The sequence below is a fragment of the Pantoea stewartii subsp. stewartii genome, assembly GCF_008801695.1.
GTDB classification, from domain to species: domain Bacteria; phylum Pseudomonadota; class Gammaproteobacteria; order Enterobacterales; family Enterobacteriaceae; genus Pantoea; species Pantoea stewartii.
The window spans coordinates 40,995-62,739 of record NZ_VZPF01000019.1 but is presented as its reverse complement, the minus strand read 5'-3'; the positions used below and the strand labels follow the sequence as shown (position 1 = coordinate 62,739).

18 protein-coding genes and 2 pseudogenes are annotated in these 21,745 nt (G+C 54.6%); 5 read left to right on the top strand and 15 right to left on the bottom strand.

Features of this window, described 5'->3' with window-relative positions; genetic code table 11:
- The 3 genes and pseudogenes from F7Q90_RS07425 to F7Q90_RS27085 form a co-directional block, all read right to left on the bottom strand.
- Positions 1-174 (bottom strand): annotated as a pseudogene (locus F7Q90_RS07425) (IS630 family transposase); the annotation flags it as partial.
- 99 nt (positions 175-273) lie between these two features.
- Positions 274-783: a helix-turn-helix transcriptional regulator gene (locus F7Q90_RS07420; RefSeq protein ID WP_006120611.1), complete on the bottom strand. Its 510-nt coding sequence runs from the start codon at positions 781-783 to the stop codon at positions 274-276.
- A gap of 1 nt (position 784) precedes the next feature.
- On the bottom strand, positions 785-1,048 hold the full coding sequence (locus F7Q90_RS27085) for a hypothetical protein (RefSeq protein WP_377776148.1): 264 nt from the start codon (positions 1,046-1,048) through the stop codon (positions 785-787).
- A gap of 187 nt (positions 1,049-1,235) precedes the next feature.
- Between F7Q90_RS27085 and F7Q90_RS07410 the strand changes: the two genes are divergently transcribed.
- Entirely contained in the window at positions 1,236-1,415 is a 180-nt protein-coding gene (locus tag F7Q90_RS07410) for a hypothetical protein (RefSeq protein ID WP_006120612.1), read from the top strand.
- A 98-nt stretch (positions 1,416-1,513) separates the two neighbouring features.
- On the opposite strand, the gene F7Q90_RS07405 is transcribed toward F7Q90_RS07410, so the two are convergent.
- Both F7Q90_RS07405 and F7Q90_RS07400 read right to left on the bottom strand, forming a co-directional pair.
- On the bottom strand, positions 1,514-2,287 hold the full coding sequence (locus F7Q90_RS07405; protein WP_006120613.1) for a DUF3750 domain-containing protein: 774 nt from the start codon (positions 2,285-2,287) through the stop codon (positions 1,514-1,516).
- A gap of 86 nt (positions 2,288-2,373) precedes the next feature.
- Entirely contained in the window at positions 2,374-2,688 is a 315-nt protein-coding gene (locus tag F7Q90_RS07400; protein WP_006120614.1) for a hypothetical protein, read from the bottom strand.
- A gap of 502 nt (positions 2,689-3,190) precedes the next feature.
- Here F7Q90_RS07400 and F7Q90_RS07395 point away from each other — a divergent pair.
- Positions 3,191-4,210 carry an alpha/beta hydrolase gene (locus F7Q90_RS07395; RefSeq protein WP_006120615.1) on the top strand — a complete coding sequence of 340 codons (1,020 nt, stop codon included), beginning with the start codon at positions 3,191-3,193 and terminating at the stop codon, positions 4,208-4,210.
- A gap of 264 nt (positions 4,211-4,474) precedes the next feature.
- Here F7Q90_RS07395 and guaA read toward each other — a convergent pair whose 3' ends face one another.
- Both guaA and guaB read right to left on the bottom strand, forming a co-directional pair.
- Positions 4,475-6,055 (bottom strand): glutamine-hydrolyzing GMP synthase, encoded by a 1,581-nt coding sequence (gene guaA / locus F7Q90_RS07390; RefSeq protein ID WP_006120616.1) that lies wholly within the window; start codon positions 6,053-6,055, stop codon positions 4,475-4,477.
- Between the two features lie 72 nt (positions 6,056-6,127).
- Complete coding sequence (gene guaB / locus F7Q90_RS07385) at positions 6,128-7,594, bottom strand: IMP dehydrogenase (RefSeq protein WP_006120617.1); 1,467 nt, start codon at positions 7,592-7,594, stop codon at positions 6,128-6,130.
- A gap of 168 nt (positions 7,595-7,762) precedes the next feature.
- On the opposite strand from guaB, the gene xseA reads away from it, so the two are divergent.
- The 3 genes and pseudogenes from xseA (at position 7,763) to F7Q90_RS07370 (ending at position 10,519) form a co-directional block, all read left to right on the top strand.
- Complete coding sequence (xseA, locus tag F7Q90_RS07380; RefSeq protein WP_006120618.1) at positions 7,763-9,136, top strand: exodeoxyribonuclease VII large subunit; 1,374 nt, start codon at positions 7,763-7,765, stop codon at positions 9,134-9,136.
- Positions 9,137-9,176: 40 nt separating this feature from the next.
- A pseudogene (locus F7Q90_RS07375) lies at positions 9,177-10,190 on the top strand (M4 family metallopeptidase).
- A complete protein-coding gene (locus F7Q90_RS07370; RefSeq protein ID WP_006120619.1) occupies positions 10,187-10,519 on the top strand; it encodes a protealysin inhibitor emfourin in 333 nt (110 codons plus the stop codon). The pseudogene F7Q90_RS07375 and the gene F7Q90_RS07370 overlap by 4 nt, the downstream one beginning before the upstream one ends.
- A 138-nt stretch (positions 10,520-10,657) precedes the next feature.
- On the opposite strand, the gene F7Q90_RS07365 is transcribed toward F7Q90_RS07370, so the two are convergent.
- The 8 genes from F7Q90_RS07365 to pilW form a co-directional block, all read right to left on the bottom strand.
- Complete coding sequence (locus F7Q90_RS07365) at positions 10,658-13,099, bottom strand: glucose/quinate/shikimate family membrane-bound PQQ-dependent dehydrogenase (protein ID WP_006120620.1); 2,442 nt, start codon at positions 13,097-13,099, stop codon at positions 10,658-10,660.
- Positions 13,100-13,905: 806 nt separating this feature from the next.
- Positions 13,906-15,390 carry a ribosome biogenesis GTPase Der gene (gene der, locus F7Q90_RS07360; RefSeq protein ID WP_006120621.1) on the bottom strand — a complete coding sequence of 495 codons (1,485 nt, stop codon included), beginning with the start codon at positions 15,388-15,390 and terminating at the stop codon, positions 13,906-13,908.
- A gap of 174 nt (positions 15,391-15,564) precedes the next feature.
- The gene (gene bamB, locus F7Q90_RS07355; protein WP_006120622.1) at positions 15,565-16,746 is read right to left on the bottom strand and encodes an outer membrane protein assembly factor BamB; all 1,182 of its coding nucleotides are present in this window, start codon (positions 16,744-16,746) and stop codon (positions 15,565-15,567) included.
- Between the two features lie 19 nt (positions 16,747-16,765).
- On the bottom strand, positions 16,766-17,383 hold the full coding sequence (locus tag F7Q90_RS07350; RefSeq protein WP_006120623.1) for a YfgM family protein: 618 nt from the start codon (positions 17,381-17,383) through the stop codon (positions 16,766-16,768).
- 38 nt (positions 17,384-17,421) lie between these two features.
- Positions 17,422-18,696 (bottom strand): histidine--tRNA ligase, encoded by a 1,275-nt coding sequence (hisS, locus tag F7Q90_RS07345; protein WP_006120624.1) that lies wholly within the window; start codon positions 18,694-18,696, stop codon positions 17,422-17,424.
- 105 nt (positions 18,697-18,801) lie between these two features.
- Positions 18,802-19,923, bottom strand: a complete 1,122-nt coding sequence (ispG, locus tag F7Q90_RS07340) for a flavodoxin-dependent (E)-4-hydroxy-3-methylbut-2-enyl-diphosphate synthase (protein WP_006120625.1) — start codon at positions 19,921-19,923, stop codon at positions 18,802-18,804.
- A gap of 39 nt (positions 19,924-19,962) precedes the next feature.
- Complete coding sequence (gene rodZ / locus F7Q90_RS07335; RefSeq protein ID WP_006120626.1) at positions 19,963-20,979, bottom strand: cytoskeleton protein RodZ; 1,017 nt, start codon at positions 20,977-20,979, stop codon at positions 19,963-19,965.
- The gene (pilW, locus tag F7Q90_RS07330; RefSeq protein WP_006120627.1) at positions 20,969-21,700 is read right to left on the bottom strand and encodes a type IV pilus biogenesis/stability protein PilW; all 732 of its coding nucleotides are present in this window, start codon (positions 21,698-21,700) and stop codon (positions 20,969-20,971) included. The genes rodZ and pilW overlap by 11 nt, the downstream gene beginning before the upstream one ends.
- Between the last annotated feature and the right edge of the window lie 45 nt (positions 21,701-21,745).

Genomic DNA, 21,745 nt, shown 5'->3' with positions numbered 1-21,745 from the left:
ACCAATCGATGAGCGGGCACAGCAGAGTGTTCTGGCAACATGACTGACGGTGTCACCACGATGCAGCATCAGCATGGCGGTGAGCCGCCGGGCGTGGTTTTTGTCCTTTGTTTTATGGATAGTTTTCTGCATCAGGCGTCGTTCGGTTCTGGGTATTGGTGCTATGATCGACATTGCTCAGTCCGGCTGGTGATTTGGGATATTCAGCGATTGATCAGATCGCATAAACCGGACTGAGTTCCCTCTAAGTGATCTACTATTCCGAGCAGTTATTTAGGGCTTAGTTTTTTGGTAACCGTAGCGCTGCACGGAACCCAACACGTTAAGCCGACGGGTTACCTGCGCCAGTTCGCAGGTGACCGCGGGTAGCTGGTAGTGATTGCGCTGCCCCAGCCACTCCAGCACGTCGGCTAAATGCCAGATAGCAGTTTTGCCATCATGCACCGGCAGCGGAAACTGTTTGCTGTGCGTCAGCATCAGTTTGCGCATATTTTGACGCGACACGCCAATAAGGTCAGCCACATCGGTTAAGCCGACAAAGTCCGGTGCCGCTTCGATCATGACCGCGCCAGGAATGGCAACCTGTACATCCCGGACCGCACTGTCGACCGCATCGCTGGCCGACATCGCCTGGCGGGTAAATTCCAGCGCCAGCTTGCCGGCGGTTCCCGCGCCCACCAGCGCATCATCGCATCCTGCCTCGGCCAGTTTTTCCAGTAGTGTATCAATGGGTGCTGGCGTTTCAGGCAGTTCAAACCGCAAGGTGAAACAGTATTCCGTCATGTTAATGCCCTCGCTTGCGTTTTTTTATCTCACTACAGTTATCTACGACGCGCCGCAATGCTTTTGCATGGTTCGTCGCGCTTTTTAGTGTGTGCCAGATACAGGTCAGACAAAATTCCCCACACCGGCATGTCTCAAGATTTGAGGGGCAATACAGCTTTCCCCATGCATGATGACCGGAGGCAATAACCCGCCATCCGTAAGATTCTGCGTAACGTAATGCTGCCTCAATCTCTTTATTCGGGTGCCGCTTTCTGTCCACCATGGCGCGTAGCATTCCTTATATTTTTACGGTTGTCAACTGACAACATTGCGGTATTTTTGTGATGTGTGGACAGGATGCGAGCAGTCGGACGGCAGGTAAAACGGGTTGTGTCTAAAATGGAAAAGGCCGCGCAAAAAATGCGAGGCTGCGATGCCAGACATAACCATCAGAAAACAACGGAGGAAATATGTTTAACCCTGATGACCTGGTTCAGTCGAAAACGGGCGGTCCTAAAATGGTCGTGCTGCGTGCAGAAGGCGACACGCTTTGGTGCGCGCGCGTAGATGATGCCAGCAAAAAGGAAATTGAAATTAAAGCAGACAGCGTGAACATTTATCACGAAGATGGCGATTTCGGCGTCTGCTGACCGTTTCTGCCGGGACGCGCTAACCTGTGGGCCGTTAGCGCGTCAGGGTAGACGAGGGCAGGACGTCAATGCGCCCGACGCCTCACCCTGGCCGGCAATCAGGGATGATCATGTTGCAGGTTGTTATGCCCTACACCGCCGATAAAAGGCAGGCGCAGCTGAAACGGCGCAAATCCGACGCCAGCACTCAGTCCTAACAGATTAAACTCAACGCCCTCTTGCACGCCGATCGTTACGCCCGCCACGCCAAGCAGGGACAGTTGAACCCCGCGCCCTGAAGGCGGTAAGCCAACCGGACGCCATAATGGCCGATAGTCTTTCCCCAGAGCGTTAGCAGGCAGATTCAGTTTCAGCGTGGGCACGTTGCGCCCAATGTGCGCCATAAAAGTATTACTGTTCGGTCCGGGCCAGGCATGATAGGTCGTGGGCCAGGGATAGGTTTTGATGGCGGCTTCAATCTGCGGAATCAGGTTCTGCGCTTCAGGGCCACGGTGCTCCACCAGCAAACGCGGTTTTGCACCGTACCAGTAACCATCTGGCAAAGAGGCATTGCGCCTTACCTTATCGCCACTGCCCCAACTGATGACTTCATAACGCGTATAGCGGGTTTCACCTGCGCGTTTAAAAATAATCCACGGATGCACCGCAACGGCACCCTTCCAGCCATAGGTCGGCGCGGCATAAACCTGAATGATGGCCTGACTGGCGTTAACATGCGGATCGGGAGCGAGCCCTGCCGAATCCCGCCGGGCAGTCGCCCAGCCGCCCTGATTCAGGGCATCAGCGCCGCGCGTCGCCTGCGCCAGACTGGCCGCGAGCGACAGCACAATGACGGTAAGAAAGCAGAGACAAAAAATTTTCAGGGTCAGCATGAGGGTTCCCGGGGATCAGAGACAGGCTGTTATAGTGCAATAAAGCACCGGCTTTGACTTCACTTCGCCTGCGGCGGCATGACACGTTAGCTGCCCCTGGCACGGTAATGTGAATACAGTTGCCCAAAGAAGACTGCGGTGCGTAGCATCATGAGCATCGCCCCCAGCGGCAGGCTATACAGACTGAACCAGCCTGAAACGCCCATCCTGTAAAGGAGCTGGCCGGTATCGTATCCCAGAATAAAGCAGGGATACGCGCGGCTCTCATTCAGCGGACAACCGGCCACACTGGCAACCAGCCCTGCCGTAAGCGCGATGATCAGCGGCGAGCATCCCATTAACGCATAAATCAGCATTTCTGCGCTGAAACGCATGGCAAGGTGACGCAAAGGTTTTTGCACAGTTTTCCTCCCCCCGGTTACGCCAGTGCGCTAAGGGGACTGACCGCTAGCCTGATCCGCAATGTGCTGCAACCAGTCCCGGTAGCGCGGTTGTGCTTCTGGCAAAAGCAGTTTACCGAGCGCGTCAGCCTCCCCCTCGACACCGAACATTTTCCATATCAGCGGTGCAAGCGCGGCTGTTGCACTGCCCTGATTTAACTCGGTTCGATCAAGACGTACCAATAATCGATAGCCTGTTCGCGAGCGTAGCGGCTTCAACATGAGTGAAGCGCGCAAAAAAAAGCAGGTGTTAAATTATCACCCACCGTTTTAAGCCACTAATAAACAGAGTTATTTTTTATTCCGTCCCCGCTATTTGGCGCTGTTTTGGCGCGTTCATGCCACCGTGAGACAGTAAAAATTTAGATCGCTCACTATTTAGTTGTTTACAAGATGATAATTCGCTGGCATTGTAGCCAAACTAAATAGCACACTACTTAATAGCAAACACAAGGAACCCCCAATGAAAGTGAAACTCACCGCAGGTGCTTTACTGTTAGCCAGCCAGATGACATCAGCATGGGCCAGTCCGGTCGAAAACGCACCGGAGCCCACCGTTGGCGTGGCGGCATTTCTTCACGCGCTTAACAGTAGCGGCGGAAAACCGATTGAAACCTTATCCCCTAAAGAAGCCCGCGCGGTGCTTACAGGGGTGCAGAAAGGTGCCACGCTGCCGCCTGCACAGATTTCTGAAAAGACCATTACGGCACTGGGTAAACCGCTGACGCTGACAATAGTCAAACCAGCCCATGCCGCTGGCGTACTGCCTGTGTTTATGTTTTTCCACGGCGGTGGCTGGGTGCTGGGTGATTTTCCGACACATGAACGTCTGGTACGCGATCTCGTGAATGAATCCGGTGCTGCGGCCGTGTTTGTAAACTACACGCCTTCGCCGGAAGCGCACTATCCGGTCGCCATTACCCAGGCTTACGAGGCAACAAAATGGGTAGCCGAACACGGCGCTGAAATTGGGGTGGACGGTAAGCGCCTGGCTCTGGTGGGGAACAGCGTAGGCGGAAATATGGTTGCCGCCGTTGCGCTGCAGGCTAAGCAGAATAAAACCCCGGCTATTCGCTACGATGTAATGCTGTGGCCTGTCACCGATGCAAACTTTGACGATGCTTCTTATAAGCAGTTTGCCAATGGCTACTTCCTGACCCGTAACATGATGAAGTGGTTCTGGGACAACTACACCACCTCAGAAAAAGATCGAAACAGCATTCTGGCCTCGCCGCTGCGCGCAACCAAAGAAGAACTGGCGGGTTTACCGCCGACGCTGATTCAGACCGCCGAACTGGATGTCCTGCGCGACGAAGGGGAAGCGTTTGGCCGTAAACTGGACGCGGCCGGCGTGCCGGTAACCGTTACCCGCTACAACGGCATGATCCACGACTTTGGTTTGCTGAATGCCCTGAGTAAAGAGCCAACGGTACGCACAGCGATAAGCCAGGCGTCCGTGGAGCTGAAGGAACATCTTAAGTAAGCATTGCCCGACCGGGGAGGTGCGTCTTCTTCTCCCCGGCAGAAATACTGTTAATAAAATCAGCCGGATAACGCCGGCTGATTTTTTTGCCTTATATGTCGACCTGGTGCCCCGCGTTACCCTTTTCCGCATCAGCAGAGGCTGTGCCTTATGGGTTTCGACAGGGTCTCGTAAGACAGCCGAAGGACGCAGAATAAAAAAGCCCGCAATCATGCGGGCTTCGTGCTTGATATAACCGACTGTCGGGCTATGCCGAAAGCGGGATTACTCCCACTCAATCGTCGCCGGTGGCTTACCGGAAATGTCATAGACCACGCGGGAAATGCCGTTCACTTCGTTAATGATACGATTGGACACGCGGCCCAGGAAATCATACGGCAGGTGCGCCCAGTGGGCAGTCATGAAGTCGATGGTTTCGACCGCACGCAGTGAAACGACCCAGTCGTATTTACGGCCATCGCCCATTACGCCCACGGAACGGACGGGCAGGAACACCGTAAAGGCCTGGCTGACTTTATTGTAGAGATCGGCTTTATGCAGCTCTTCAATAAAGATGGCATCCGCACGGCGCAGCAGGTCACAGTACTCTTTCTTCACCTCACCCAGCACGCGTACGCCCAGACCCGGGCCCGGGAACGGATGGCGATAAAGCATATCGTACGGCAGGCCCAGTTCCAGACCGATCTTACGCACTTCGTCTTTAAACAGCTCACGTAATGGCTCGACCAGGCCCATCTTCATCTCTTTTGGCAGGCCGCCGACGTTGTGGTGCGATTTGATGACGTGGGCTTTACCGGTGGCAGAGGCAGCGGATTCAATCACATCCGGATAGATGGTGCCCTGTGCCAGCCACTTCACGTCTTCCAGGCGCAGCGCCTGCTCGTCAAAAACTTCGACGAAAACGCGGCCAATGATTTTACGCTTCGCTTCAGGGTCACTTTCTCCGGCCAGCGCATCCAGGAAGCGCGCTTCACCATCGACGTGAACAATGTTCAGACCAAAGTGATCGCCAAACATATCCAGCACCTGCTGCGCTTCGTTCAGACGCAACAGACCGTTATCCACGAAAACGCAGGTCAGATTTTTACCAATCGCACGGTGCAGCAGCATCGCGGTCACAGAGGAATCGACACCACCGGACAAGCCCAGAATGACTTTGTCGTCGCCCACCTGTGCACGCAGGCGCTCAACGGCATCCTCAATGATTTTGGCCGGTGTCCAGAGCGCTTCACACTGGCAGATATCGATAACGAAACGCTCCAGCATGCGCAGGCCCTGGCGCGTATGGGTGACTTCCGGGTGGAACTGCACGCCATAGAAGCGCTTCTCTTCGTTCGCCATAATCGCAAACGGACAGGTTTCCGTGCTGGCAACGGTGACGAAGTCAGCCGGAATCGCGGTCACCTTGTCACCGTGACTCATCCAGACATCCAGCAACGGTTTGCCTGATGCGCTGATAGCATCCTCGATATCGCGAATCAGTGCGCTGGCGGTGTTCACCTCTACCTGCGCATAGCCAAATTCGCGCTCGTTAGAGCCTTCGACCTTACCACCCAGCTGCATAGCCATGGTTTGCATGCCATAACAGACGCCCAGCACGGGCACGCCAGCCGTGAAAACGTAGTCAGGTGCGCGCGGACTGTCGTGTTCTGTGGTGCTTTCCGGGCCACCCGACAGGATGATACCGCTGGGATTGAACTCGCGAATCTGCGCTTCGGTAACGTCCCAGGCCCAGAGTTCACAGTACACGCCAAGCTCACGGACGCGACGCGCCACCAGTTGCGTGTATTGAGAACCAAAATCGAGAATCAGAATGCGGTGCTTATGGATATTTTCCGTCGTCATTGAGGGTTTTCCAAAACGGTGACTTGATAAAGTAAAGCGCCCGGCTGTCGCCGGGCGGGAAATCTTGCGGGGTTATGAACCCATGCGGTAGTTCGGCGACTCTTTGGTGATGGTCACATCGTGCACGTGGCTCTCATTGATGCCCGCACCGCTGATACGGACGAATTCTGCTTTAGTGCGCAGATCGTCAATGGTCGGGCAACCGGTCAGACCCATACATGAACGCAGACCGCCCATTTGCTGATGCACGATCTCTTTCAGGCGGCCTTTATAGGCTACACGGCCTTCGATGCCTTCCGGCACCAGCTTGTCAGCGGCGTTGTCGGTCTGGAAATAACGGTCTGATGAACCTTTAGACATCGCACCCAGTGACCCCATCCCACGATAGGATTTAAAGGCACGGCCCTGGTAAAGTTCGATTTCACCCGGCGATTCTTCTGTACCTGCCAGCATAGAACCTACCATGACACAGGAAGCACCTGCCGCGATGGCTTTGGCGATATCACCTGAGAAACGGATACCGCCGTCAGCGATAACAGGGATGCCCGTGCCTTCCAGCGCCGCAACAGCGTCAGAAACGGCGGTGATCTGCGGAACACCGACACCGGTAACGATACGGGTCGTACAGATGGATCCCGGACCGATGCCCACTTTAACGGCGCTTACGCCCGCTTCAACCAGCGCCAGCGCACCCGCGCCAGTCGCCACGTTGCCGCCGACGATTTCGAGATCAGGGTATTTCGCGCGGGTTTCCCGGATGCGCTGCAGTACACCTTCAGAGTGGCCATGAGAAGAGTCGATCAGTAAGACGTCAACACCGGCAGCCACCAGTGCATCCACGCGCTCTTCGTTGCCCGCACCGGCACCGACAGCAGCACCCACACGCAGACGGCCCTGCGCATCTTTACAGGCATTAGGCTTACGTTCGGCTTTCTGGAAATCTTTTACGGTGATCATGCCCAGCAGATGGAAGCTGTCGTCCACGACCAGGGCTTTCTCGACGCGTTTTTCGTGCATTCTTTGCAGAACAACGTCGCGGGCTTCGCCTTCTTTCACCGTCACCAGACGCTCTTTCGGCGTCATCACGGCAGTGACAGGCTGGTTCAGATCGGTCACAAAGCGCACATCGCGACCGGTGATGATGCCCACCAGTTCGTTTTTCGCGTTCACCACAGGGTAACCAGCAAAACCGTTGCGCTCGGTCAGCGCTTTAACTTCGGCCAGTGTGGTGGTGGGCAGTACGGTCTGTGGTTCGGTAACCACGCCGCTTTCATGTTTTTTGACTTTACGGACTTCGTCTGCCTGGCGTTCAATTGACATGTTTTTATGAATGAAGCCCAGACCGCCTTCCTGTGCCAGCGCAATCGCCAGGCCCGCTTCGGTCACGGTATCCATCGCAGCAGAAAGCATGGGAATGCTCAGGCGAATATTTTTGGTCAGTTGCGTGCTGAGGTCGGCCGTATTAGGCAGGACGGTGGAGTGAGCAGGAACGAGCAGGACGTCGTCGAAAGTGAGTGCTTCTTTAGCGATTCTTAACATGGCAATACTCCACCTCGGGTGCGTGAGAATAGATAAAATATTGCCGCGGCATTATACAGGGCGTAATCGATTGCCTCCACTAGTTTTTTAGAAAAAGTCTTGATCCGCGCAACAGGGCCTGTAGTATCGACTAATTAACCTACTGATTTGGAATTTGATCTTCGTCACATGTCGCTGCCACCGAACGCCAATATTTTTACCGTAAGTCGTCTCAATACCACAGTGCGTCAGCTGCTGGAAAATGAGATGGGCCTGGTGTGGCTGAGTGCCGAAATCTCTAATTTTACCCAGCCGGCTTCTGGCCACTGGTACTTCACGCTGAAAGATGATGGTGCACAGGTGCGCTGCGCGATGTTTCGTAACAGCAACCGTCGTGTGACCTTTCGCCCGCAACATGGTCAGCAGATCTTAGTTCGCGCCAATATCACGCTGTATGAGCCGCGCGGCGATTATCAGCTGATTATTGAAAGCATGCATCCCGCCGGTGAAGGCCTGCTCCAGCAGCAGTTCGAACAGTTGAAAGCAAAGCTGGCACAGGAAGGCCTGTTCGCACCAGAACATAAGAAGCCCTTGCCGCAACCGGCAAAGCAGGTCGGCGTCATAACGTCTGCTACCGGCGCGGCGCTGCACGATGTACTGCGCGTGCTTCACCGTCGCGATCCCTCACTACCGGTCGTGATTTATCCCACCGCCGTACAGGGCGTAGATGCGCCTGCCGCGATCGTACGTGCGATTGAAATCGCTAACCAGCGTGCAGAGTGCGACGTGTTAATCGTGGGACGCGGCGGCGGTTCGCTGGAAGATCTGTGGAGCTTTAATGACGAGCGCGTGGCGCGCGCTATCTTTGCCAGCCACATTCCCGTGGTCAGTGCTGTCGGGCATGAAACTGACGTCACGATTGCTGATTTTGTCGCTGACCTGCGCGCCCCAACGCCATCGGCTGCGGCAGAAATTGTCAGCCGTAATCAGCTTGAGCTGTTGCGTCAACTTCAGTCACAGCAGCAGCGGCTGGAAATGGCAATGGATTACTATCTGGCGCGTCAGCAGCGCCTGTTCAGCCGTTTAGATCATCGCCTGCAGCAGCAACATCCGCAGTTGCGCCTTGCGCGCCAGCAGACCCTGCTGTTCCGGCTACAACAGCGCCTGGGCGATGCGATGGAAACACGGCTTCGCCACGCCAGCCGTCAGCAGGATCGCCTGGCACAGCGGTTGGCCCAACAGCAGCCACAAGAACGCCTGTATCAGGCACAAAAAAGTCTGCAGAACTGGCACTATCGCCTGCAGCAGGCCATGGAAAAAATGCTTAACCGCGATAAACAACGTTTTGGTCAGCTTGCCGCGCAACTGGAAGGCGTCAGCCCGCTCGCCACGCTGGCGCGGGGTTTCAGCGTTACGACGGATACCCATGGACAGGTCGTGAAAAAAACTGGTCAGTTGAATAAGGGCGATCGGTTACGCACCCGCCTTGATGATGGCTGGGTTGAAAGCCAGGTCACGCAACTTATTCCTGAAAAACCGAGACGAAAGAAAAGCATTTCTTAACTATACTTCCTGGTACATCCCTCATGCCAAGGAGTCTCAAATGGCTTTCAGCGTTATTCCTCCCTATATTCTTCGCAAAATTATCGATCACGGCACCGGCCACCAGCAGGAGCAGGCACGTCGTACACTGACCCATGTTCAGCACCTGATGGCTGAACACTGGAAAAAGACGGCAGCGCCAAAAACCACGCAGGCCGGGAAGATTGAGCGTGAAATCTATGATGCCAAAAACCAGGAAACATTACCTGGCACGCTGGTGCGTAAAGAAGGCCAGTCTTCAAATGGTGACGTTGCTGCCGACGAAGCCGGGAACTATCTTGGTGTCACACACGACTTTTTCTGGCAAATCTATAAACGAAATTCTCTGGATAATCACGGTCTGAAACTAGCTGGGACGGTTCACTACGGTGAGAAGTACTAAAACGCGTTCTGGAACGGTCAGCAAATGGTGTTTGGCGACGGTGATGGCGAAATCTTTAACCGCTTCACGATTGCGATTGATGTGGTGGCGCATGAGTTGTCGCACGGCGTCACAGAAACCGAAGCCGGTTTGATCTATTTTGAACAGGCCGGTGCGTTGAACGAGTCCATGTCTGATGTGTTTGGTTCGCTGGTGAAACAGTTTAGTCTGAAACAGACAGCCGATAAGGCCGACTGGATCATCGGTGAAGGGCTGCTGGCAAAAGGCATCAATGGTAAGGGTCTGCGGTCAATGTCACATCCCGGCACCGCTTACGATGACCCGATGCTGGGGAAAGATCCTCAGCCAGGCCACATGAAGGACTATATTAAAACACGTGAGGATAACGGCGGTGTGCACCTGAACTCCGGAATTCCTAATCGTGCCTTTTATCTGGCCGCAAAAGCCCTGGGCGGATATGCCTGGGAGCGAGCGGGTCAGGCATGGTACGACACGCTGTGCGATAAAGATTTACATCAGGATGCGGACTTCAAAGCCTTTGCACAACTCACCGTGCAGCATGGTAAAAAGCGCTTCGACACCACGGTGGCGAGCGCAATTGAACAAGCGTGGAAAGAGGTAGGCGTGTTATGAGTCAACTCCCCGAGCTCACCGATGACGCAACGATTGTGGTAACGCAAGAAGGCGGCTTTGCTTTTATTCCTGGCTTACGGAATGAGCGTCGATTTCCGTTGGGCGAACTTCCGCCTCCCGAAAAAGCGCACGTCTGTCAGGTACTGGAACGGGCGATGCCTTTGGGCGAACTCAAGGAAAAAGCAGCAGAGGTGGGACGCGGGGATCAACGTTACTTCCGCATCCAGATTCAATATGCCACGCGCCAGCAGTCCGGCACGGTCGTCATACTGGTTCCCGAGCAACAGGCGCCGCCAGAACTCAAGTCGCTGTTGCGCGACGGTAAGTAACAAAGCCGCCTTCTCAGAAGGCGGCTTCGGGTTTGCCCTGCGGCACGTCTTATGAACCCGTAGCTTATCCTGTCGGGAAAACGGGTTTTCCGTTACGCAAAAAAAAGGGCCACGATGGCCCTTTTGTTTTATCGTCGCTTATTTGCTGTCTGGCAGCGCATAAGCAATCACATAGTCACCACGATCCGGCGACTGGCGTGCGCCGCCCGCGGAAATCACGATGTACTGTTTACCGGTTTTCGGTGAGACATAACTCATCGGTCCACCCTGACTGCCGACAGGCAAACGGGCTTTCCAGACTTCTTTACCGGTGGCGCTATCGAACGCGCGCAGGTAGTAGTCCTGAGTACCGGCAATAAACACCAGTCCACCCTGCGTCGCCAGCGTACCGCCCAGCGTCGGCATGCCAATAGGCATTTTCGCGCGCATTTTGATGCCGAACGGACCGGTATCTTCTACCGTACCTACCGGCACCTGCCAGACGATTTTCTGGGTTTTCATGTCAATCGCAGACAGGGTACCAAACGGTGGCGCCTGGCAAGGAATACCCAACGGTGACATAAAGCGGTTTTTGTTCACGGCATAAGGCGTGCCTTTCAACGGAACCGCGCCCATACCGGTATTGATGGCTTCCCCCCCGTTGCTGCCGCGTGAAATTTTGCTGGTATCAACCGGGATCATCTGTACCCATAATCCTAAACGCATGTCGTTAACAAACAACAGGTTGTTATTCGGATCGGTGGACATACTGCCCCAGTTCATCCCGCCCAGTGAACCCGGGAAACTCAGCGACTTATCAGTGCCAGGTACGGTAAACAGGCCGTTGTAGCGCATTGACTTAAACGCGATACGGCAGGCCAGCTGATCGAACGGGGTTGCGCCCCACATATCCGACTCTTTCAGCGTCTGATTACCAATCATCGGCATACCGGTCGAATGCGGCTGGGTTTTTGTATATTGCTCGTTCGGGATATCACCCTGCGGCATCGGCAGCTCTTCAACCTTGGTGAGCGGCTTACCGGTCAGACGATCCAGCACAAAAATCATGCCGGTTTTACCGCCGATGACGACCGCAGGTTTGGTGCTGCCATCCTTCATCGGGAAGTCGATCAGGCTGGGCTGCATCGGCAGGTCGAAGTCCCACAGATCGTTATGAACGTTCTGATAAACCCACTTCTCTTTACCGGTTGTCGCGTCCAGCGCGAGTACCGAGGCTCCATATTTATGGTCCAGCGCGGTACGATTGGCTCCCCACAGGTCAACGGAGGAGCTGCCCATAGGAATGAACACGGTGTTCATGGCCGCATCGTACGACATCGGCGCCCAGGAGTTCGGCGTACTGCGCGTATAGTCCTTGCCAGGCATCAGGATGGCATTAGGATCGACATTGCCCGGGTCAAACGCCCAGCGCATTTTACCGGTGATCACATCAAAACCGCGCAACACGCCGCCAGGCATGTCGGTTTTCACGTTATCCGCCACGCGGCCGCCCACGACCACCGTGGTTCCGGCAAGCGTTGGGGCTGAGGTCAGCTGATAAAGCGGATCGGGCGCATCACCTAAGCCCGCTTTCAGATCGACGATGCCATGGTTACCGAAGTCTTCACAGAATTCACCGTTGTCGGCGTTGATCGCAATCAGGCGCGCATCGATAGTATTCATCAGAATACGGCGCTGACAGCTGTCTCCTGCCGCCAGCGTTATGGCCGGTACTGGCGTTGAGCCGGGCTGCGTTGGCTGGTTCAGCGGTTTCGTCGCGTCGAAATAGGCCAGACCACGGCAGCGAGGCCAGACTTCAGCCTGTGCGTTGATTTCACGCTTCCAGATCTGCTTTCCACTGTCAGCTTCGACGGCAATGACATTATTGTGCGGCGTGCACAGGTAAAGTGTATTACCGACCTGCAACGGCGTTTCCTGATCTTCCGCACCGTTACCGGTTGGGCTTTCGGGAATGTCCCCCGTACGGTAAGTCCAGGCAACCTGCAGATCCTTCACGTTGTCACGGGTTATCTGATCGAGCGCGACAAAACGGCTGCCGCCAGCGGTATTACCGTAGTTATCCCAGTTTTGCTGTTGCTTCGATTTCTCTACCGGAATCAGCGGCAGTTCAGGACCCGTTGCCGCCACAGTTGGATGCGGCTGGAACATCTGGACTAATGTAGCCACCATACCCACGGCGATGACGGCAGACAGCGCATAAGAGAGTTTTGCCAGCGAAGGTTTATTCTCGCGCTTGCGTAAGGCGGGCCAGGTAAGGAAGGCCAGAATCATTAAACCGGCGGGCACCATCAGGCGAGAAACCAGTGGCCAGAAGACCAGGCCAGCGTCCACCACCGCCCAGACTAAAGTCCCTACAAATGCCAGCAGGAAAAGCACAACCGCTGAGGATTTTGCCCGTAAAAACTGAATGGCTGACAGCACGATAACGATGCCCGCAACCAGGAAATACCAACTGCCGCCAAGCGTTGCGAGTTGTCCCCCGCCAACAGCAAAGAACAGGCCGGTTGCCAGTAGCACCAGCCCGAGCAGCACAGACCATATTCTCAATCCTTTACCGGATCGAGAGGATGTTTCAGCCATAACACTTACTCTCCTGATAAACAAAGTCCGCTCTTTCGCCCGCCGCTTTTCGCGCGTATCGCGGTTAACGTTGCAGGTTAATGAGACGGCGTTGTTTTAATTCCAATTAAATCAGACCTGCGTCCATGAAATGAATGATATGTTTCCGGAGGAAGCCAGAGCAGGCGATACTCCGTCATGACGCGGCGAAATTGTACCACCTGGTACATTATGCAGTGAGGTTTTAAACCTGTTTGTGGCTTTGTTGAATAATAGGGCTTTGTTGAATAATAGGTAATCATTCTGTTTTGTCTGCACTGTTTTGGTAGAAAACGCTGATGCCAGACAGAACACCGTCATACGCAAGCATGTAACGCATTGATTTTATGTTATCTGAAACAACCGTTTTCATAGTACCACAGCATAAAATCCATTTATTCAACAAAGCCCCTGTTTGTTACTAAGCAATAGCATTTTCGCTACAAATTTTTACGCTGGATAAGGCCACGCCGATCCAGAGAGTAGCCCAGCGGACAACTAAAGTGATGTTTTGAGCTTTTAAGGGGGCGAGGATGTACGTCAGTCGGTATCGGGAAAGTAAACCCGCATGCTGGCAGACGTCATCGGTCACCTCGCCTCAGTCACGTAAGGGTTGATGACAATCGGGACAGACAGGCGCCCTGTGACAGCGGATATCCCATCCTGGGCAGTGGACCTTGCCGCTGTCGGGTACGAAATGTCCACAGTTCTGGCGCAGCGTTTTTCACCATTGTGTAAATAAGCACAATGCCAGGGCAAAAAAAAAGGGCCATCTGGCCCTCGATTAGTTAACGCTTATTTTTCTTCATGTGCGCCATCAGACGCTTACGCTTACGCTGTTGCGTTGGCGTTAACAGGTTACGCTTGCCTTCATACGGGTTTTCACCCTCTTTAAACTGAATGCGGATTGGCGTGCCCATTACGTTCAGAGAACGACGGAAATAGTTCATCAGGTAACGCTTGTAGGAGTCCGGTAAATCTTTCACCTGGTTGCCGTGAATCACCACAATCGGTGGGTTATAGCCACCCGCGTGGGCGTACTTCAGCTTAACGCGGCGACCACGCACCAGCGGTGGCTGATGGTCTTCTGCCGCCATGTTCATGATGCGCGTCAGCAGCGAGGTGTTTACACGCTTCGTTGAGCAGTCGTACGCTTCGGTTACCGATTCAAACAGGTTGCCTACACCGCTGCCATGCAGCGCAGAAATAAAGTGCACGCGCGCAAAGTCGATGAAGCCCAGACGGAAGTCCAGCGTCTCTTTGACTTCATCACGCACTTCCTGCGACAGACCATCCCACTTGTTCACCACGATCACCAGTGAGCGGCCGCTGTTCAGGATAAAGCCGAGCAGTGACAAATCCTGATCGGAAATGCCGGCGCGCGCATCGATCACCAGCATCACCACGTTAGCGTCTTCAATCGCCTGCAGGGTTTTGATGACCGAGAATTTCTCCACCGTATCGGTGATTTTGCCGCGCTTACGCACCCCGGCGGTATCGATCAGCACATATTCACGATCGTCACGTTCCATCGGGATGTAGATACTGTCGCGCGTGGTGCCTGGCATGTCATAAACGACCACGCGATCTTCACCCAGAATGCGGTTAGTCAGCGTAGACTTACCGACGTTTGGACGTCCGACAATCGCCAGCTTGATCGGCAGTGTGGTCGGGTCGAAATCGTCCTCTTCTTCCTCTTCCTCACCGTTCTCTTCTGCGGCTAACGCGGCCCAGTAGGCTTCGTTTTCATCTTCTTCGGTGACTTCTACGGGATCAACCTTTTCCATCCACGGCAGCAGCGCCGTCTCCAGCAGGCTGGTCACACCACGGCCGTGGGACGCGGCGATAGCGTAGATCTCCCCCAGACCCAGTGAATAGAAATCCACAATCGCCTGATCCGGATCGAGCCCGTCCGTTTTATTCGCGACCAGGAATGTCGCTTTTTGACGTGCGCGCAGATGTTTTGCAATTTGCTGATCGGCGGGCATCATGCCTGCACGGGCATCCACCATAAACAGCACCACGTCGGCTTCTTCAATCGCCAGCAGCGACTGTTCCGCCATACGCGTTTCAACACCGTCTTCGGTGCCATCAATACCGCCGGTATCGATAACAATGAATTCGCGCCCTTCCACTTCGGCGCGACCATATTTGCGATCGCGAGTCAGTCCAGGAAAATCCGCTACCAGCGCATCTCGTGTGCGAGTTAAACGGTTAAACAGCGTAGATTTTCCCACATTGGGACGCCCAACCAGCGCGACCACAGGTACCATAACAATGCCTCAATAATGTATTAATTCGCCCGAATGGCGTGATTATAACGGCTTTAGCCGTTCAGTTCAGGCTTACGGCGCAAAGGATACCATGCCTGACTAAAAACGAAACGGCCCCTGATGAAATCAGGAGCCGCTGTGCCGGAAGGATAACCCTGCCTGACAACTTACCCGTTAGCGGGTAATGGCATAAACTTCACCATCTTTCGACTGAATCAGCAGCTTGTCGCTGGCGACAACAGGCTCAGTCTGGAAGCCCGAGCTATCCAGTTTTTGCTGGGCAACAAAGCGGCCATCCGTGGTGTTCAGCCAGTGCAGGTAGCCTTCGCCGTCACCGACGACGATGTAGCCATTATACAGCACCGGTGAGGTCAGATTACGATGCAGCAGCTCGCTTTGACGCCAGATAGCGACACCGCCATCCGCATTCAGGGCAATCACACGATCGTCCTGATCCACCAGGTAGATACGCCCGGCATCGACAATCAGATCTTTCACGCCGCCAATTTCACGTTTCCATAAAATCTGCCCTGAACGCAGATCCAGTGCGGAAAGGTTGCCATTGTACGCCAGCGCGTAAACCACACCATTTACAATGATCGGCGTGGTATCCACGTCGCTCAGGCGGTCGATTTCCGTCGCCCCGCTCGGCTGTGAAATACGCTGCTGCCAAATCAACTGGCCCTGATTCATGATCACGGCGCTGACGCGTCCGTTGTCGCCGCCCACAATCGCGCCACCAAAGGCAACTGACGGGGCTGATTCACCGCGCAGCGACAGCGCAGGCATGTCCAGGTTCACGGTCCACTTCACCGCCCCGGTCGCCTGATCCAGACCCTGCAACATACCGTTACTGGTATGAATCAGCACCAGGCCATCGCTGACCACAGGACGCGACAGCGCTTCGCCAGCCGCTTTAGCTTGCCATACAATCGAACCATCACTGGTGTTCAGGGCATAAACCTGACCGCGCTCACTGCCGATATACAGGCGATCGCCGCTGACGGTAATACCACCGGACAGCATGGCAGACAGGTTTTTAGAGAAGAAGCCGGTTTTCTCAGAGAGGTCGACTTTCCATTTTTCTTTGCCATCCGCTGCATCGAGCGCTTTTACGATACCAAAGCGGTCAGCCGCATAAACGGTGCCGTCTTGCCAGGTCGGATGCAGGTTGGAATAGAAATCGCCAATCCCGTCGCCCACGCCTGTACTCCATACTGTCTTCGGCGTGAACTGGTTTTCCACTTTCGGCAATGGGGCCATTTTCACTACATCTTCTTCGCCGCTGAACAGCGAGCAACCGCTGAGCAGGGTGACTGAAATCAGCCCCGGCAGCAGGTATTTACGTAATTCCATGCGCTCTCTCTTGACTGGCTTAGCTTAAGTTATTCATCTTCATCTGCATCATTTGCTTCAGCGCCGGAGACGCGTCAGATTCGACGCCTTTACTCCATGCATCGCGCGCGCCCTGCTTATCGCCTTTGCTCAGCAGCGCTTCGCCGCGGATGTCAGCCACAATGGCTGTCCAGCCATCACCCTTCACACCGTCAAGGGTTTTAAGTGCCGCATCAGCCTGATTCTGTTGCAGTTGAATGCGTGCCAGGCGCAGGTTAATTACCGCCTGCAGATTGGCATCTTTGGTGTCTTTTAATCCGTTTTGCAGCAGGCTTTCGGCCTTGTCCAGCTGATTGCTGTCGACATACTGCTTCGCCAGATCCAGCGCCGCCAGGGCACCATAGGTGTTGCTGTTTTCGCGGGCAAACGTGTTAACGGCTTCCAGCGTTTCAGGCTTGCTGACCTGCATGGCACTGGTGAGTTTCTGGTACTCAGCCGACACGGTTTTAGCAGAATCCTGCTCATGGCTCGACCAGTAACGCCAGCCACCTAATGCAGCAATACCGATAACCACACCAATGGCTAATGCTTTACCGTTGTTGGCGAAAAAGCGACGCAGCGCATCAACCTGTTCGTTCTCATTGCTATACACTTCCACGCAATCCCTCTCCTTTCAATGGTTGTGCCATAACGCGCTTACTGTAACAGCGTGCGCAGTGCAGCCGCAGCATCCGCCTGCGCCAGCGTTTGCTGTTCGCCATTGCGCAGATCTTTAATCACGACCTGGCCGGCTTTCTGTTCATCTTCACCCAGCACCAGCGCCACGCGAGCGCCCCACTTATCTGCGCGTGCAAATTGCTTCTTGAAGTTCCCGCCGCCGAAGTTAGTCATCAACTTCATATCGGGCAGCTGATCACGCAATTTTTCGGCCAGCTGCATTGCCGCTGACTGAACGCCCTGACCTGAAGCGATAACATAGACATCGACATTACGCGCGGGTTCAAATTCTGGGTTCACCGCCTGCACTAACAACACCAGACGCTCCATGCCCATGGCAAAACCGACACCTGGCGTCGCACGTCCACCCAGTTGTTCGACCAGGCCATCGTAACGTCCGCCGCCGCATACGGTGCCCTGCGAGCCAAGGCTGTCGGTGACCCATTCAATCACCGTGCGGTTGTAGTAATCGAGCCCACGTACCAGGCGCTGATTCACCGTGTAAGCGATACCGGCATCATCTAACAACGCACGCAGGCCATCGAAGTGGGCACGTGATTCTTCATCGAGGAAGTCACCAAGCTGAGGCGCATCGTTCAGCAGCGTCTGAATATCCGGGTTTTTACTGTCAAGCACGCGCATTGGGTTGCTGTACATGCGGCGTTTGCAGTCCTCGTCCAGCGCCTCTTTATGCTGTTCCAGAAAGGCAACCAGCGCCTCGCGGTAACTGGCGCGCGCGTCAAGTGAACCGATAGAGTTCAGTTCAAGGCGCACATGGTCGGCGATACCTAACGCTTTCCACCAGCGGGCGTTCAGCATAATCAGCTCGGCATCAATATCCGGCCCCTGCAGGCCAAAGACTTCCACACCAATCTGGTGGAACTGGCGATAGCGCCCTTTTTGCGGACGCTCGTAGCGAAACATAGGGCCCATGTACCACAGGCGCTGTTCCTGATTGTAAAGCAAGCCGTGTTCGATACCGGCACGTACGCAGCCTGCCGTCCCTTCCGGACGAAGCGTCAGGCTTTCGCCATTACGATCGTCAAAGGTGTACATCTCTTTTTCAACCACATCGGTGACTTCACCGATTGCACGTTTGAACAGGGGAGTTTGCTCTACAATAGGTAAGCGAATTTCGCTGTAACCATAACTCGCCAGCACGGACTTCAGGACATCTTCAACTCGTTGCCAGATGGCCGTATCCGCAGGCAGAAAATCGTTCATCCCGCGAATCGCTTGAATATTCTTCGCCACGTTAAAATCTCTTAATGCAAAAAAACCTGTCCGGCATCATACCTCATGAGGATGAAACCGCACAGGCTCAGCTAAAAAAGTCGTGCATGCCGTACGCGCAAAGGATTATTTTTCCAGTTGCTGTACGTCGATACGACGGGTTTCATCCAGCATCGCCGCTTTGGCGCGAATGCGTGCTTCCAGTTGATCGATCATATTGTCATTGTCGAGACGATCGCGCTGACGGACACCGTCTTCGTAGAAACCGCTTTTCTTGTTGCTGCCGGTCACGCCCAGCGTGGACACTGTCGCTTCGCCCGGACCATTCACCACACAGCCAATGATAGAGACATCCATCGGCGTGATAATGTCTTCCAGTCGCTGCTCCAGCGCGTTTACCGTGCCAATCACGTCAAACTCCTGACGAGAACAGGTCGGGCAGGCAATGAAGTTAATGCCGCGTGAACGGATACGCAGCGACTTCAGGATATCAAAGCCCACTTTAACTTCTTCTACCGGGTCAGCGGCCAGCGAGATACGCAGTGTGTCGCCGATGCCTTCTGAAAGCAGTAATCCCAGACCAATAGCGGATTTTACTGCCCCCGCGCGTGCGCCGCCCGCTTCGGTGATCCCCAGGTGCAGCGGCTGCTCAATTTGTTTGGCCAGCAGACGATAGGACTCAACGGCCAGGAACACATCCGAGGCTTTTACGCTGATTTTAAACTGATCGAAGTTGAGGCGATCCAGATGATCGACATGACGCATGGCCGATTCCAGCAGGGCCTGCGGCGTAGGTTCGCCGTATTTTTCCTGCAGATCTTTTTCCAGCGATCCGGCGTTAACCCCGATGCGGATGGGAATATTTTTATCGCGGGCACAGTCAACAACAGAGCGGATACGCTCGTTGTTACCAATGTTGCCGGGGTTGATGCGCAGGCAATCCACACCGTACTCCGCCACTTTCAGCGCGATACGGTAGTCAAAATGGATATCGGCGACCAGCGGGACATTGACCTGCTGCTTAATCAGTTTAAACGCTTCGGCGGCATCCATCGTGGGCACCGACACGCGAACGATATCCACCCCCACGCGCTCAAGGGCTTTGATCTGACTGACCGTCGCGGCCACATCGGTGGTGCGGGTGTTCGTCATTGACTGAACGGCGATGGGCGCACCATCGCCAATCGGCACCTGGCCGACGTAAATACGTTTGGACTTACGGCGGATAATGGGTGCTTGGTTATGCATATTTCTTCTCCACAATTGCCCGGAACACGCGTTACGCTGTTATTGCGCACCCAACGTCAGGCGAGCAACCTGGTTATTACGGATAAAGCGACTTAAATCAACGGGTTTATTCTGATATTCGACATGAACAGCTGCCGGCGCACCAATTTTCAGACGATACGGGGCCGTTCCTGACAGGCTCAGTTTACCGCCACTGCGCTGAATACCGCTAAACAGTTTTTTGCCCGTCGCATCGCTGACTTCCAGCCAGCAATCAGCCGTGAAAGTCATCACCACCGCATTCGGATCGGCGGCAGGTTCGCTGACGGCCGCTGCGCCCACAGGCATGGGCTGCGTAGCGTTCGACGACGTCGGTGCAGTAGTGTTCTCTACGGGTGCCTGACTGGGTGAAACCACGGCATTGTTCTCTGCCGAAGAGGAGGTGGCTGCATTTGCGTTGTCGTTTTCAGCGGGCGTGCTGGCCGCTGTGCCACTGTTAGCAGGAGCAGGGTTCGCCGCGCTGTTTCCACTGGTTAACGGCACGCTGGTACTGTTATCCGCTGCCGCGGAGGACGAACCACTGTTTTGCCCTAAGGGAATCGACTGGCTGTTGTCACCGCTGCTGCCGTTTTGGTCGGACATCGACACCAGTTCATCCTGAGAGGCTTTATGGTTTTGCCACCACCAGGCCCCCGTCAGACCCACGACAACAAAGACCACCAGCCAGGTGAAGATCATTAACCAGCCGTCCCGCTTCTTGCGGCGTTTACCCAATGAGAAGCTTTGCATCGGTTCGATTTTGGCTGCCCGCACTGGCGTCTGTTTTGCCATCATCGGCAGCAGTTCCTCTTCAGGAATATGCACCAGACGCGCATAGGAACGAATATAACCGCGCAGGAAGGTAGAGGCTAAATCCGCAGGTGACTTGTCTTCTTCAATATCACGCACGGTAGAAAGTTTAAGGCACAGGCGTTCAGCGACATTTTGCTGCGTAAGTCCCATTTGCTCACGGGCGATACGCAGGCGGGCACCTGTGGAATGAACTGCAGAATTTTCTTGAGTGGCTTCAGTATTCATTAGCTAAATAACGCTGGTACTTTATCGATTGCGGAAAACGTCGCACTAACTGGTCGCCATAACGTGAAACGTCTGCGTGATTTCCCTGTTGCGCGGCGAAACGTATGTGTAACGCCAGGCTGCGTGCCGTCTCCGGCAGCGGCTGGTAAAGCTCTAACAATAGCGCCAGGTTAGCCCATTGGTCATGTTCGACCGCTCTTTCAGCTTCAGCCAGCAGCGATTCTCCCTTACTTCTGTCCACATCACGCGCATAAGACAATGCTGCTCGCGCTGACTGTCTGTCCCCTGCCCGCAGATAACAATATCCCGACAGTTCGTACGCATCGATGCGGGCGTCTCCTTCCTGCGCATCTTTTGCCCGGATAAACTGTTGATGCGCTTCATCATACTGCCCTAAAGTGCAAAGAAACGCACCGTAATTGTTAGCGATGTAACCATTATATGGGGCAATTTGCTGCGCCTGTAAAAAATGAAGATGCGCAGCAGAAGTTTGCCCTTGACGCTGAGCGAGCCTGGCAAAGGCCAGCTGCACCCGATAATCCTTTGGCGCTGCCGCCTGCGCGCGAAGGAAATTACGGCGCGCCGCACTGTAATCGTTTACGGCAAGGTAATGCATACCCAGCTGTAAACGCAATTCTGCGGCCCCGGGTTGCGACGGTGAACTGACACAACCGCTTACAACAAAAACGGTCAGTAGCCGCGCGCCTGCTCCTTTGCGCATAAGGTTTCCTCCCTGTCATCCGTGTGGTGAGCAGCAGCCTGCCAC